7 protein-coding genes are annotated in these 14,658 nt (G+C 71.9%); all 7 read left to right on the top strand.

Features of this window, described 5'->3' with window-relative positions:
- Positions 1 to 29 precede the first annotated feature (29 nt).
- The 7 genes from GT354_RS26590 to GT354_RS26560 all read left to right on the top strand — a co-directional run bounded on the left by GT354_RS26590 (position 30) and on the right by GT354_RS26560 (position 14,644).
- On the top strand, positions 30 to 266 hold the full coding sequence (locus GT354_RS26590; RefSeq protein ID WP_161358900.1) for a DUF5988 family protein: 237 nt from the start codon (positions 30 to 32) through the stop codon (positions 264 to 266).
- 706 nt (positions 267 to 972) lie between these two features.
- The gene (locus tag GT354_RS26585; RefSeq protein WP_161358899.1) at positions 973 to 3,030 is read left to right on the top strand and encodes an ATP-binding protein; all 2,058 of its coding nucleotides are present in this window, start codon (positions 973 to 975) and stop codon (positions 3,028 to 3,030) included.
- 408 nt (positions 3,031 to 3,438) lie between these two features.
- Entirely contained in the window at positions 3,439 to 4,902 is a 1,464-nt protein-coding gene (locus GT354_RS26580) for an acyltransferase domain-containing protein (RefSeq protein ID WP_237535480.1), read from the top strand.
- Positions 4,899 to 10,982 carry an SDR family oxidoreductase gene (locus tag GT354_RS26575; RefSeq protein ID WP_161358897.1) on the top strand — a complete coding sequence of 2,028 codons (6,084 nt, stop codon included), beginning with the start codon at positions 4,899 to 4,901 and terminating at the stop codon, positions 10,980 to 10,982. Before GT354_RS26580 ends, GT354_RS26575 begins: the two co-directional genes overlap by 4 nt.
- Positions 10,983 to 10,999: 17 nt before the next feature.
- Complete coding sequence (locus GT354_RS26570) at positions 11,000 to 12,013, top strand: 3-oxoacyl-[acyl-carrier-protein] synthase III C-terminal domain-containing protein (protein ID WP_161358896.1); 1,014 nt, start codon at positions 11,000 to 11,002, stop codon at positions 12,011 to 12,013.
- Between the two features lie 8 nt (positions 12,014 to 12,021).
- Complete coding sequence (locus tag GT354_RS26565) at positions 12,022 to 13,488, top strand: cytochrome P450 (RefSeq protein WP_161358895.1); 1,467 nt, start codon at positions 12,022 to 12,024, stop codon at positions 13,486 to 13,488.
- A gap of 10 nt (positions 13,489 to 13,498) precedes the next feature.
- The gene (locus GT354_RS26560; protein WP_161358894.1) at positions 13,499 to 14,644 is read left to right on the top strand and encodes a Rieske 2Fe-2S domain-containing protein; all 1,146 of its coding nucleotides are present in this window, start codon (positions 13,499 to 13,501) and stop codon (positions 14,642 to 14,644) included.
- Positions 14,645 to 14,658: the final 14 nt, after the last annotated feature.

Here is a 14,658-nt window from a genome sequence, read left to right as displayed (position 1 = left end):
GCGTGGTGACGCATGATGCGAGGTGGACCATGAACAGTGGCATCATTCCCGCACATCCGGACAACGAGCTGCGGGTGGCTCTTACAGGCGGGTTTCCCGAAGTGCCGGCGGTGCTCGTGGTGACTGGGCCCGGCATACCGGAAAAGGTATCCGTAGCTTTTCGAAACGGCCGTGAACACTACGAGTACACCGGCGACATGTTGGACCTGGAGGGCGCGATCCTGCCGCTCTTCCGGTGGAGCTACTCCACGAGGATCGCCGAATAGCCTTTGGGTGATCGGCTGTTCGCCGCTTCGCCGGAGCGCCGCCTTCGCCGGAGCCCCGGAGCGCCGGTTCACGTGGTCCGACCGGACCGCGCGTTCCGGTGCTCCGGGGCTCCGCCGTTGCGCAGCTCCCGGCTCCGGCACTCCGCCGCTTCGGCGTGAGGTGACGGGCCGCCGCTGCCGGTTCCGCAACGGCGACGACGTACGTGCGTGAGACGCCCGGCGGTTGCCCGCCAGGATCGCCCGCCGCCCGAGACGGTTCATCAAGTCCGGGTGCCACGCTCGGCTCGCCTGTCGAAATGGCGACGACGCGAAGTTGCGGGGCGCCACCGAGGCGCCGCCCACCGGCACCGCGTACCACGCGCCGGGCCACCGACTCGTGCCCGCCGGGTCGATCGCGCCTCCTCCGGCAAATCGTCTCCTGTGTGGGTCGGTTCGAGCGACCCGAGCCGCACACGCGTGCCCGGCGTGCGCGCCGGGGTGCGATCGTGAGCCGGTGACCATCTGCGAGAGCAGAGGTACTGTGAGTTGTGAGGGGAATCGTCGAGTTCGCCTTTGGACGCGGGCTCCGCTCGTCGGCGCCGGCCGACCACGACCGCCCTTCCGGCATTGACGAACGTCCGGGGCATTCCGGGGTCCACAGGGGCGCCTTGCCGCCTTGGGGCGCATCCGGTCTGCGCATTGCCCCTCAGCACACAGGAGTCCCACATTGCAGTGCACGCCGGCCGCCGACGGCCACTCGTTCCCCAGCCTCGCTCGACATCTCGAGGCAGCCCGCAACCGCGCCTTCGTCGGGAGGGCACGGGAGTTGGCGCTGTTTCGACGCGCCCTCGCAGGCGAGGCGGGTTCGTTGGCCGTCCTGTTGGTCCATGGGCTCGCGGGCGTCGGCAAGTCGTCCCTGTTACGGCAGTTCGCCGTGGACGCACGTTCGGCCGGGCGGGCCGTGATCGAGATCGGCGGGCGCGTCGGCTCGTCGCCCGCGGCGTTCGAGCTCGCCGCGGCGGAGATGTTCACCCACGACAACGCGGTGCTGTTGGTCGACGACTTCGAGCGCTGTCAGGTTTTGGAGTGCTGGTTGCGGGACCACTTCCTGCCCCGGTTGCCGGTCGGAGCGCTGACCGTCTTCGCCGGGCGCCGGGCACCCGCGCCGGTGTGGGAGACCGACCCGGGTTGGGCCGAAGTGGTGCGCGTGGTGCGGCTCGAAGACCTGTCGCCCGAGGACGCCGCAGCGCTGTTGGAGTCGCGTGGCGTGCCGCACGAACCGTTGCTCGCGTTCGCCGGCGGACATCCGCTGGCGCTCGCCCTCACCGCCGAGGTCGCCCTCCAGGTCGCCCCGTCCGCAGGCGAACTCCCGGCGCAGGAGGTGTACTCCAAGCTCGTGGAGCACTTGGTCGGCGACCTGCCGTCCGCGGCTCATCGGCATGCCTTGGAGGTCTGCTCCCACGCACGGGCCACGACGGAGGAGTTGCTCAGGGCCGCGCTCCCGGGCGAGGACGCGGGGGCTCTGTTCGCCTGGCTTCGTCGGCTGCCGTCCGTGGAGGCCGGGACGGAAGGCTTGGCCCCGCACGACGTCGTGCGCAACGCCGTGGACGCGGATCTGCGCTGGCGTGATCCGCAGTGCTACGCCGCCATGCACGGCCGGATCCGTGATCACCTGCTCAAGCGCGCCGTCGAGGCACGCGGCGTGGACCACACCGACGCCGTCGCTCCGATCATGTACCTGTACCGGGGCGGCGGCTTCCTGGGCGACCTGGTCACGTGGCGAAACCGGGGTGAGGTCCACGAAGAGGAACTGCGACCACCGGACCACACGGCAATCGCGCGGATGGCGGAGCGGGCGGAAGGGCCCCGTTCGGCCACGATCGTACGGCTCTGGCTGGCCCGGCAACCGGAGGCGTTTCGCGTGTACCGGCGCCCCGAGACGGGGGAACCGGTGGGATTCTCCGCGTGGTTGACGCTCCGGGATCCGGACGAGCAGGAGTTGCGTGCGGACCCGGTCGCGGCGGCGGTGTGGAGTCACGTCCAGGCAGCGGGCGGCCTTCGGCCGGGGGAGCACGTGGGGATCGCACGATTCATGGTCTCGTCACGGCCACACCCTTGGCCCTCTCCCGTCATGGACTCGATGGTGCTGCGGATCGCGGCGCAAGTGCTGCTCGTGCGGGGGGCGGCCTGGTCGTTCGTCGCCTCGGCCGACCCCGACCTTCGGAGATCGGCCGCGGCTCACGGCCCCTTCCACCCGACGGGAACGGACGTGGTCGTCGGACGCCACACCCACCGGGTCTTCGGACACGACTGGCGGGCCGAACCGCTGGAATGCATCCTCGACCACACCGGACCACCCCGGAACCTGCGCCCGACGGCGGAGTCGGCCTCCTGCGCGCACAGGGCGGCCGTCATGGCGCGGCCCGAGTTCGACGAGGCCGTCCGCGAGGCGTTGCGGTGCTGGCATCGGCCCGATGCCCTGGCCCGTAACCCCCTGTCGCGCAGCGGGTTGCTCACCGACGCGAGCGGCTCCCTCCGGGACGCACTCGAGCGAGCGATCGACACGCTCGGCGGCGACCCGAGGAGTGTGAAGGCGCACCGGGCCCTGACCGTGACGTTCGTGGACGGCGCCCCGACCCAGGAGGCGGCGGCCAGACGCGTGGAGTTGCCGTTCAGCACCTACCGCAGACACCTCACGCTCGGCATTCGGTACGTCAGCGAACTTCTGTGGCATCAGGCGATGCGGAGCATGTCCCCTGTCGCTCCTGTCATCGCCCGGTCCTGACCTCGGTGCGGACGCGGCTCGCAGGTGCCGTGACAACGCCGTCCTGGCCGGTGTCCCGGCCTCCTCGGCCGGTCCGTCCGTCCGACCCGCCGCAGTGGCGGTCGAGTCGGGCGGGCTCGCGGTGAGCAGAACCGAGCAGCGGATGAGCACAGGATGGTCTGGTCACCTTCCGACGGCGAACCCGAGACTGATGTGCGGCATGGGGATGGCAACCCATTCCCGGTGGCGACAAGGAGTTCGGGACAACGGCGCCGCGTACCCGATCGCGATTCGGCGGCCCTGCCGCCCGGGTATCGCACGACGAATGTCCGCGTGCCGTCGACTTCGTCGCACCGACGTGGCGTTTCAGGACTCCGGCCGCCGGTGAAGCCGTCGGCCGTCGGGACGGAAATGAGGGTGACGCACGTGATGGATTCTGTCTTCGTCATGCCCGGTACGGTGCCTGCCCCGCGCGCAGGCATCCTGAGCGAACTCCACCAGCGCTACGAGACGGTACGCGAATCGTTGTCCCGCATCGACAAGGCGGCCCGGGACATGGGTTTGCCCGAGATCAGTCCCCGGCTGATCGAGGACAACGGGACGAGTGACCGCCGCGGTCCCGAGGTGCAGTATCTGGAGATCTACGCGGTCAGCCTCGCGACGCACCACATGCTGGTCGCCGAGGGGGTCCGGCCCATCGCGATCGTCGGACAGAGCATCGGGGAATTGTGGGCCCTGGCCGCCGCCGGGCACCTGGCCGTGGAGGACGCCGCGCGCCTGGCCGTGGCCCGATCCCAGGCGCTGACCCGACAGGGCTGGGGCGGCAAGATGCTCGCGGTCGGCGTCGACGGCCGCCGAGCCCAGGCGCTCGCCGGGTTGCTCGACCACCCCCACCTGGTACTCGCCTGCGAGAACGCTCCCCGGCAGAGTGTGCTCAGCGGCCCCGAGCCGTTGATCGAGTTCGTGGAACGGGTGGCGGACACCCTGGGTTGGCCGAGTCTGCGGCTGGATGTCCCGCATCCGACGCACACCCCGGCGATGGTGCACGCCGCGCGCGATCTGCGGGCGAGCGCGCCGCGGGTACCGTACGGCACCGGTCGTTGGCGAGTGTGCTCTCCGTGGCTGGGTCGCGACGTCGGCGACGACGACCCGGTCGACCTGGTCGCGGGCGCGCTCACCGCCCGAGTGCGGATGTTGCAGACGATCCGTGACCTGCACGCGGGGGGTGTCGACGCCTTCGTGGAATGTGGCGAGTGGCCGGTCGTCACCAAGTTCGTCGAGGCGTCGGTTCCGGGTGTGCGGTGTGTGGTTCCGCTGAGCGAGGACGATCCGTTCGAGGCGGTACGGGTGTTGGCCGCCGGCCCGTCGCAGGGTGGGCTGTTCCGCGAGCGGGTGTCGGCATCCGCGCCTTCGGCCATCGGCCGCACCGCTCACGCGAGTGTGCCTGCGACCGCCGCGGCGGTCACCGTCCCCGCCTCGCCTCCGCCGCGCTCTGCCGTGGTGCCGGCGCCGACGCCTGCCGTGACCTGCGTGAGCCGCGTCGCCGAGCCGGTGCGCACGATTGCGGCGCCTTCGGTCCCGGCACCCGTGCCGCTCGTCGCCCCACGTGCCCAATCCACGCCCAGCGGGCTCGACTACGAATCGGTACTGGACCAATTGCGGGTCCTCTACGGTGACTTCCTGGGTTACCCGCCGGATTTGCTCGGCGAGGACGACGGCCTGGAGTCCGAGTTGGGGGTGGAGTCGCTCAAGCAGGTGGCCCTGCTCGGGCGGGTGTCCGACCGGTTCGACCTGCCCGATCTGCGGGCGGATACCTCGCTGTTGACCCTGGCCACCCTGCGCCGGATCGCGGAGACAGTGGTACGCGCCCGAGCGGGGGTCGCCGCGCGATGACCGACACCGACCACCTGCGCGGCAAGGTCGCCCTGGTCACCGGCGCGGCGAGAAGCCTCGGCGCGGACATCGTGCGCCGACTGGCGGGCGACGGCGCCCATGTGATCGTCAACTACTTCCACTCCGTCGAGCAGGCGAAGCTGCTTGAAGCCGAGCTGGAACAGGCGGGCCACAGCTTCGAGTTCGTTCGTGCGTCCGTGGCCAAGACCGGGGAGATCGACCGCATGTTCGATCTGGTGGGCGAGCGGCACGCCGGCCTGGACATCTTGATCAACAACGCCGCCGGCGGGGCGTTCCTCCCCCTGCTCGAAATCGACGACACGTACTGGCAACGAGCGTGGTCCACCAACGTGATGGCGGCCTATCACTGTTCACGCCGGGCGGCCGAGTTGATGGTCGGCCGGGAGAACGCGAACATCGTGTGCCTGTCCAGCGTCGGGGCACACCTGCCGATCCCGGGGTACGGCCCCGGCGGGGTCACCAAGGCCGCCATGGAGTCGCTGGTTCGCTACCTGGCCCTCGAACTCCGCACCCGGGGCATTCGCGTCAATGCCGTGCAACTGGGGACCGTGCACAGTGATTTCGTCGACAACCTGGACGATCCGGCGGCCCTCCGCAGCCCCGCCGAGGTGGGCGAATTGATGAGCCGTGCCCTCTCGACTCCGGAGGCGGCGAAGTTGATCGCCCACCTCCTCCACCCGGATTCCGCCTTCGTGACCGGGCAGACCGTCGTCGCCGACGGCGGCATTTCCATCGGCGGCATGCAGGGCGTCCGCCTGCACAGCAGGCTGGCGGACCGGGTGGGCGTGCCCGCCCGCAGCCGGCCCGTGGCGCCGTCGAGCACGTCGCCCGAGGCGAACGAGCCCTCCGTCGACACACCGGAGCCCCTGGTCACGAAGCCACCTCCGACACCGGTCGCCGCACCCGATCCCGCACCCGACCAGGCGCCGTCCACCGACCCGGAAGCCGTCGCCGTGGTCGGCCTGGGCCTGGTCCTGCCCGGCGCCAACTCGACGGACGAGTTCTGGGACCGGCTGCGCGAGGGCACCTTGATCCGCAGCGAGCCGTCCGCGTTCGACCTGACGCACTTCTGGGCCCCCACCCGCGAGGACACCGACGCCTTCTACGTCCGCGAGGCCGGCTACGTCCAGACCTTCGTGCCCGATCCCGCCTCGATCACCGAACCGGACGGCAACGTCGACCATCCGGGGTGGCCGCGCACCAATCGCTGGCTGCGACACTGCGCTGTCCGGGCCCTGGCCGGAGTACGCCGGCGCCCGACCGACCGCTGCTTCGTGGCGACCACCGGGATTCACGACCAGACCGGGCTCGGCCCGCAGGCCGTGGTGCTCGGCGACGAATATCGGCGCATGGTGCGCGAAGCCGTTCCCGCCGATCAGGAGGGTGACTGGCTGGCCGAGTTGGCCGACCACGCGATCAACGCGCACTACGCCGGCGACGGCGGAAACCCGCAGGCGTACCTGCCCGCGTCCGTCTCCCGCAACGCGCTGCGTGGACTGATCCCCGACGACGCACAACACCTCACCCTCGACTCCGCGTGCGCGAGCGGCCTGTTCGCCCTCGACGCCGCGGTCAAGGCGCTGCGTGACGGCTCGTGCGACGTGGCGTTCGCCGGTGGCACCTCGGTGATCGAGCCGATCGGGTTCACCCTCTTCTGTCGGGCCCAGGGCATCTCGATGAGCGGCGACGTACGCCCGTTCGACCAGGCGGCCGACGGGACCGTGATCGGCGAGGGGGCGGTGATGCTCGTCCTGAAGCCGTACGCGCGGGCCGTCGCGGACGGCGACCCGGTACTCGGGGTGGTCAGGGGCAGCGGTCTGGCCGCCGACGGGCGGGGCAAGGGCATTCACGCCCCGGCCACCCGCGGCCAGGAGTCGGCGATCGCGCGGGCCTGGGCCGACGCGGGTGTCGAGGCCGACGACGTGGACTGGATCGTGGCCCACGGCACCGGAACGCCGGTGGGCGACGAGATCGAACTGCGCTCGCTGCTCTCCCGGTTGGGGCCGCGGCGGCGGGCGTGCCTGGTGACGTCCAACAAGCAGGTCTTCGGGCACACCGGGGTGCTGGCGGGCCTGGTCTCGGTCGCCCACGCGCTGGTCGCGTTCGAACGCGAGGCGATTCCCGGGCAGTGTGTGGTCACCGATCCGCACCCGGTGCTCGGCGACGGCTCGCGGCTGACCGTGCCGCTCGTCGACGCGCCCTGGCCGACGGACGACACCCGACCGCGCGTGGTCGGGGTGTCGGCGTTCGGCCTCGGCGGCGCCGACGCACACGTGGTGCTCGCCGACCGTGTGCCACAGGCCGCCCCCGCGACTCGACGCGGCGGGGCGGACATCGCCGACACCGAGGACCTGGTCGTCGTCGGCTGGAACACCCATCTGCCCGGCCTGGATCCGGCGGACGTGCCCGCCTGGCTCACCGGTGGCGGCCCGCACCCGGAGGCCGGCTTCGGGCTGCCGTACCCGCTGCCGTCCCCGCGCCAGGTGCGCATCCCACCGTTGACGATGCGGCACATGGACGCCGCCCACCTGATGACGCTCCAGGCCCTGGGTCCGCTGCTGGACCGGCTCGGCGAGCCGGGCCACCGGCTGCGACCCACGACCGCGGTCGTCGTCGGATCGTCGCTGCCCACCACCCACAACACCCGGGCCGCACTGCGCGTGCACGCCGCGGAGTGCGCCACCGCGTTCGACATCCTGCCCGACCCCGAGCAGGCGCAACGGCTGAAGGAATACCTCGCGAAAGGCATGGCGGAGGCCGCGGGGGTGATCCCCGGCGACCTCAACGAGGACGACTTCACCGGGGCGGTCTCCTGCATCCTGTCCGGCCGGGCCGCGAATTACTACGACTTCCGTGGCATGGGCGTCAGCGTCTACGCGCACCGGGACTCCGCGCACACCGGTGTCGACCTGGCCCTGCGCCAACTTCGGCACCGGGCCTGCGATCTCGCTCTCGTCGGCGCGGTCTGCCTGCGCCCGATCAGCGGTTGGGACCGCCACCTCGCCCACGTGGTGCCCAAGGGTCGATCCATCGCGGAGGGTGCCGCCGTGCTGGCAATCGCTCGACGCTCCACCGCACGCGAACACGAACTGCCGATCCTGGGCACCCTGTCCACCGCACTCACCGGCGACGATCGCACCGCCGCCCCCGCGCACACGCTGCCCGTACTGACCGACGCCGGGCGCACCTACCTCTCACTCGACGCCGTGTTGAAGGTCTTGGCGGCCGTCGTCACCGGAACCGACACCGTCGTCACGCCGGCCGCGTCCGGATCACCGCCCATCCGGTTCACCCCACCGACCACCCCGCGACGGACCCCGTCCCACAAGGCCGCGGAACACACCGACCGCCCGGAGCGCAAACACTCCACCCGTGCCGGGGCCGCGCCGAAGGAACACACCGCGCCGCAGGCACACAGCACCCCGAACGACACCACGCCGAACGCGCACAGCACCCCGGGTCACACCACGCCGGAGCCGCACGCCACCCCCGACCGGGCCGAGCCGAACGCGCACTCCGAGCAATACCTGGGCCGCCGCCAAACCATCCGCCTGGTCCCGACCGCCTCACCCCCCGCCGCGACGACGCCCGCGATCCCCCCGGGCACCGTCGTCATCACCGACTCCCCCGACCTCGCCGCCGCCGCGGCCGGCCCGGACGTCGCCGTCTGGGCCCCGACGCCGGGCATCGGCGCCACCACCCACGTCTCGCCCGAGGAGGCGCCCACCGCGCTGGCCCGCCTTGCCTTCGTCCCCCGCCACGTCCGGATCCTGACCCGACTGCCCGAGGACGACGGCAGCCCCGACGGCGACGGCACCGACGACGCCGAGACCGCCCGGATGGAGGCCCTCCAAGACCTCACGTTCACCACGGTCCAGGGCGTACTGCCCGCACTGCGCAACGGCGGCTCGCTCGCCGCGGCCCTGCTCGGGGCGATCCCGGACGACCTGCCGTCCCCGTCCGGCGCGCTGATCGTCGGCCTCGTCCGTTCCGTCCGAGCCGAGATCCGCCAGTGCGGCGGCGCGGCCCTGCTCACCGACACACCGGACGCGGCGACCGCCCTGGCCCGGCTGGCCCGAGCGGCCGCAGCCCAGGTCCCCACCCACACGCTGGCCTGCCGCGCGGGCACCTGGCTCACCATGGCGGTCGTCGACGACAGCACCGCGCCGACCCCCACCACGCAAGCCCAACTTCCGCCCGGCGCGGTCGTGGTCGCCTTCGGCGGAGCGCGGGGCATCACCCCCGAGATCATGCACGCGCTGGCGAGCGCCGTGGACCGACCCCACGTGTACGTCGTCGGCCGCACCCCGCCCCCGGAACCGGGCGAAACGCTGCCGGCGCAGGCCGAGTTCATCATCGCCGGGCGCCGCGAACGCCCCGACGCGTCGGTAGGCGAGCTCCGCGCCGACTACGAGAAGGCCCAAGCGCGCCTGGAGGTGGGCCGCACGATGCGCCGGCTGGCCGACCTGTGCGGCGCCGATCGGGTGCACCACCGGGTGTGCGACGTCCTCGACGCCGAGCGCACCACCGCGGTCCTCGGCGAAGTCCTGGACCGGCACGGGCACATCGACCTCCTCGTCAACACCGTCCTGGAACTGCGCTCCCGCGCGCTGCACGCCAAGACCCTCGACGACTTCCGGGCGGTCCGGGCCACCAAGGCGACCGGATACCGCAACCTCAAACGCGCCCTGGCCGGCCGGCCACCCCGTACCTGGGTCAACTTCAGCACCCTCGCTGCGCTCGCACCCGCGCCCGGCGACGTCGACTACTGCACCGCCAACGAATACCTCGCGTACGCGAGCGCCCGGGCCCGCCGGCACGCGCCGCCCGAACGGCACGAGTTCGCGATCCTGTGGAGCGGCTGGCTCGAAGCCGGCGTGGCCAGCAGCGTCACCATGCGCGAGACGCTCAAACGCAACCGCATGGACGCGTACATCGACAACGCGCTCGGCTGCGCCCAGTTCCTGGCCGCCGTTGCCCGCCCGCCCGCCGGCGGGGTGACGTTCTTCGTCCGTGCGGAGGAACGCACCCTGCTGCACACCCGCGGGATCGCCGCGCACGGCTCACCCGACGACCTCCCGATGCCCGCCCCCGACGTACCGCCGCCCGCCGCCCCGGATCCGGGCCTGAGCACACCCCTGCTCGACGGCGTCCTGCAGCGCGGCACGAACTGGATCGTCCTGACCAAGACCTGGGATCCGCGCACCCTGGCCGAGCAGGACGGCCGCTGGATGCGCCACCACCGAGTCAACGGCGCGTACACGCTGCCGGGCACGTTCACCCTCGAGGCCGCCGCCGGCGCCGCCGCACTCCTGTGCCCCGAACTCGTGGTCACCGGATTCCGCGACCTCGTCTGCCGCACCTCGATCACGGTCGGGCTCACCGGTGCGCCGCGCACCGTCGCGGTCGAGGCGCGGATCACCAACCGACACCGGGACCACGCCGAGGTCGCCGTCAGGATGACGACCCATCGGATCGGCCGCAACGGACACGTCCTGCGCTTCAACGACCCGCTGTGCGAGACGAAAGTACGCCTGGCCCGGCGGTATCCCACCCTCGACCCACCCCCCGACACGTCGAGCCACGTACCCGAACCCGACTTCGCCATGCCCGTCTACACCCCCGACCCGCCGATCTCGCTCACCGGTCCCTTCGCCGGCACCCGCGATTACGCCCGCGGACCCGACGGGAACAGCGCGTCGTACCGTTTCGACCACGTCACCTGGGCCCCGGCCCTGGCCGGCGCGATCGTGCCGGCCATCCTCCTCGACGCGATGGTGCACCTGCTGTTGCTGCCGCCGGCCGACGAACTCCCGCCCCGGTTCGGCCCGATGGCCGGACTCGGTGAGGTCGACCTCGGCGGGCCGGGCAACGACTGCCGGCTCGGCGCGGAGCATCCGACCATCGACCTGCATTGCGACTTCGCCACCGGCGTACTGACCGCCGCCGCCGACGGTCGCATGCTCGCCCGGATCGCCTCCGCCGGCGCCCACGACCCCGACCATCACGGCGAACTCGTGCGGCCCTTCGCCGACATCCGCCGATCGACCGTTTCGTGACCGCCGAGGAGACAGCGATGTTGTGGCAGGACATCACGATCGCGGGCACCGGCGCCTGGATCCCACCCATCGTCCCGGTACCCGACCCGTTGGAGGCGTCGGCTGCCGCGCCGCGGCAGGCCGCGCTCAACGGATTCACCTCGGCCGCCATCGCGACCGATCACACGCCGACCCGCATGGCCGCCCGCGCCGGCCTCAAGGCGCTGCGGCACGCCGACGTCGCCACCACCGACCTGAGCCTGCTGGTACACGCCAACTTCCAGGACGAGGACCACTACACACCCGGGACCTACCTACAGCGGGTGCTCGGCGGGCCGCACACCACCGGCTACGAACTGTGCGCGGCCAGCGACGGCGGGGCCGCCGCGCTGATCGCCGCCGCCGAACACCTCACCGCCCGTCCCGCCGCGAAGGCCGCCCTGGTCACCGTCGGCGCCCGATTCCCCGAGCAACGCTGGGGCGGCGCCCGGAACATGGGCTATGTGGCCGGCGACACGGGAGCCGCCGCCGTGCTCACCCGAGGCACCGGCTTCGCCCGACTGGCCGCGACCGCCCAGGCCGTGGAGCCGCAGTTGGAAGTGCTGACCCGGGCACGAAAAGCGCACAGCGGGGGCGGCCGGCCGTTTCCCGTCGAGGACAGCGGGCTCATGCCGCACATGGACACGTTGCAACGCGCGACCCGCCGGTGCATCGAGAACGTCCTCGACGAGACCGACACGAAACCCGCGGACGTCACACACGTGGTGGCCATCGCGATCGGATCGATCGTGCTCGACCTCGTACTCGCCGGATCACCGCTGAACCTGCGCTGCCAGGACACCAGTTGGACCTTCGGCCGACACCTCGGCCACGCCGGGCCGTGCGACATCCTGCTCGGCCTCGACCGCCTGTTCCGCTCCGGCACGTCGCGGGCGGGCGACCGCGTTCTGGTGCTGAGCTTCGGGCTCGGCTTCCGCTGGACCACCGCACTGATCGAGGTCACCCGCGACACCACCCCCGGGGTCTCGGCCGCCGGGACTCACCCGGAATGAGGTCGTCCATGCCGGACACGAAAACGGCCACCGCCGCATCGATCCCGTTGGCCCCGCGAGCCCTGCCCCTGCTGGGCCACGCGTTGCAACTGCTGCGTGATCCACTGGCGTTCATCACGTCCCTCTCGGGCTACCGCCGGATGGTCCGCGTCCGTCTGGGACCGAGTTCCGCCGTGATGATCTGCGACCCGGGACTGACTCGGCAGGTGTTCCTCAACGACCGCGTCTTCGACAAGGGCGGCGCGATCTACGACCGCATCCGCGAGGTCATCGGCGACGGCCTGTCCACGTGCGCGTACCCACTGCACCGGCGCCAGCGACGCCTGTGCCAGCCGTCCTTCCACCCCACCCGACTCACCGGATACGGGGAGGTGTTCGCCCGGGCCGCCCAGGCGAAGGCGAGCACCTGGCGCGACGGCGAGGTCGTCGACGTCACCCAGGACATGATGACGCTGACCACACGGGCGACCATGGAGACGATGTTCAGCGGTGCCCTGCCGGAGGAGACCATGCGGCGGGCTTTGACCGACACCTCCACCGTGGTCAGCGCGTTCTTTCGTCGGATGATGACGCCGGCCCTGCTGCGCGGGCTGCCGACGCCGAAGAAGCGACGCTACGACGAGGCCCGACACCGGCTCTCGGCCACCATCGAGGAGATCATCGCCGAGCGGCGCGCCGATGCCACCGACCACGCCGACCTGCTCTCCGCGCTGATCGGCGCGGTGGACGAGGAGAGCGAGGGCGGCGAGATGCGACTCAGCGACTCCGAACTGGCCGACGAGGCCCTGACCTTCTTCCTCGGCGGGATGGAGACCACGGCCATCACCCTGGCCTGGGCACTGCACCTGCTGGCGACCAACCCGCACGTGCAGCACCGCCTCCAGGCCGAGACCGACGAGGTCCTGGCCGACAACGACGGCGCACTCGACACCCGGCACCTGCCGTCGCTGGGTCTGGCGAGCCGGGTGGTGACCGAGACGCTGCGGCTGTACCCGCCCGCCTGGATGATGACCCGCACTCTCCGCGAGGACGCCGAACTCGGCGGCGTACGCCTCAAGGGCGGCAGCACCATCGTGCTCAGCCCCTACCTCCTGCACCGCCGCTCCGACCTGTACACCGAGCCGAACCGGTTCGACCCGGACCGCTGGCTCGGCGTCAACCCCGATCGGGCCACCTACATCCCCTTCGGCGCCGGCCCCCGCAAATGCATCGGGGACCAGTTCGCCCTCACCGAGGCCGTCCTCGCGCTGACCGCCATCGTCGCCCGCTGGCACCTGGCCCCAATCGGTGACGAACCCTTCCGACCCAAGGTGGAGACCAGCCTGAGCTCGCGCGGGCTGCACCTGCGCCTGCACGAACGCCGTGCGAGCGACGCCGACACCACCACCACCGGGGCGCGGGCGCACGCGTCGCGGTCGGCGTCCACCCCGTCCGCCACGAAGCCGGGCGCCGGCGGCTGCCCGATCGACCAGTAGGAGCGATGCCATGAGGCCGCACGTGAAGCCGTTGGTGAAGGGGCTTTTGCGGGCCCGCCGGGTCGGCGCTTGCGGGGCGGCAGCGGCCGACACCCTGCATGCCCCCACCCGCCCGCACCCGAACGGCTGGTTCTGCCTGGCCTTCTCGGACGAGGTACGCCCCGGCACCGTCACCACCCGCACGCTCGCGGGCGCCGAGGTCGTCCTGTACCGCACCACCAAGGGCGTGCTGCGGGCCGTCCACCCCCGGTGCCCGCACCTGGGCGCACACCTCGGGGTCGGCGGGTCGATCGAGGGCGAGGACATCGTCTGCCCCTTCCACCGGTTCGCGTTCGACCCGGCCGGCACCTGCGTGCGCACCGGCTACGGCCAACCACCGCCGAAGGCGTCGCTGACCCGCCACCCGGTGTGCGAGGCCAACGGCTCGATCTACGTCTGGCGGCACGCCCTCGGCCTGCCCCCACAGTGGCAGGTCCCGGTGTTGCCCATGGACGACCGGCAACCGTACAGCCACGACACCTTCGACATCGCCGGCCACCCGCAGGACGTCATCGAGAACGCCTTCGACTGGGGCCACCTGCCCGCGCTGCACGGCCTCGAGGATCTCGACATCGACGGCAAGCCGATGCCCGGGGAGCCGATCGCCACGGTCACCGCGACCGCGCGCGGCACCGTGCTGCGCGGCTTCCGCCAGTCGTACACGCTCACCGTGATCGGCCTGGCCACCATCGCCGCCCGTACGGTCCTGCCCCGGGGCGCGGGCAACCTGTACGTGATGCTCCACGCGACGCCGACCACCCCGGGCCGTATCGACCTGCGCTTCGGCACCAAGCTGGAACTGGGCGGCGTGCCGGGCCTGCCCGAACGGATCGGGCGCGCGGCCACGCTGCCCGTCGCCCGGCTGAGCAGCGTCCTCATTCAGCGGGTGGCGAGTCTGGACACCGGCGCCGACCTGCTGATGTGGAACCACCAGGAACACGTCGAGCAGCCGAAGCTCGCCAAGGGCGACGGACCGATCGGGCGATACCGGCTGTGGGCGCAGCAGTTCTACGCGGGAGTCGAAGGTGTCCGCATGGAGTGCACGGACGCCGAAGACGTCGCCGCGCCATCGGAGGCGGTGGACGCGAAACCTGCGGGCGGCCTCGTGTCCCCGTGACTCGCCGGGAGCGA

This window comes from Streptomyces sp. SID3343, assembly GCF_009865215.1.
Lineage (GTDB): Bacteria > Actinomycetota > Actinomycetes > Streptomycetales > Streptomycetaceae > Embleya.
This window is presented reverse-complemented; position numbering and strand designations above follow the sequence as displayed.

What these genes read in the sequence shown, in the direction of transcription:
- GT354_RS26590 (WP_161358900.1), top strand. Translation starts at nt 30, where the DNA reads ATGAACAGTGGCATCATTCCCGCACATCCGGACAACGAGCTGCGGGTG.
- GT354_RS26580 (WP_237535480.1), top strand. Translation starts at nt 3,439, where the DNA reads ATGGATTCTGTCTTCGTCATGCCCGGTACGGTGCCTGCCCCGCGCGCA.
- GT354_RS26575 (WP_161358897.1), top strand. Translation starts at nt 4,899, where the DNA reads ATGACCGACACCGACCACCTGCGCGGCAAGGTCGCCCTGGTCACCGGC.
- GT354_RS26570 (WP_161358896.1), top strand. Translation starts at nt 11,000, where the DNA reads ATGTTGTGGCAGGACATCACGATCGCGGGCACCGGCGCCTGGATCCCA.
- GT354_RS26565 (WP_161358895.1), top strand. Translation starts at nt 12,022, where the DNA reads ATGCCGGACACGAAAACGGCCACCGCCGCATCGATCCCGTTGGCCCCG.
- GT354_RS26560 (WP_161358894.1), top strand. Translation starts at nt 13,499, where the DNA reads ATGAGGCCGCACGTGAAGCCGTTGGTGAAGGGGCTTTTGCGGGCCCGC.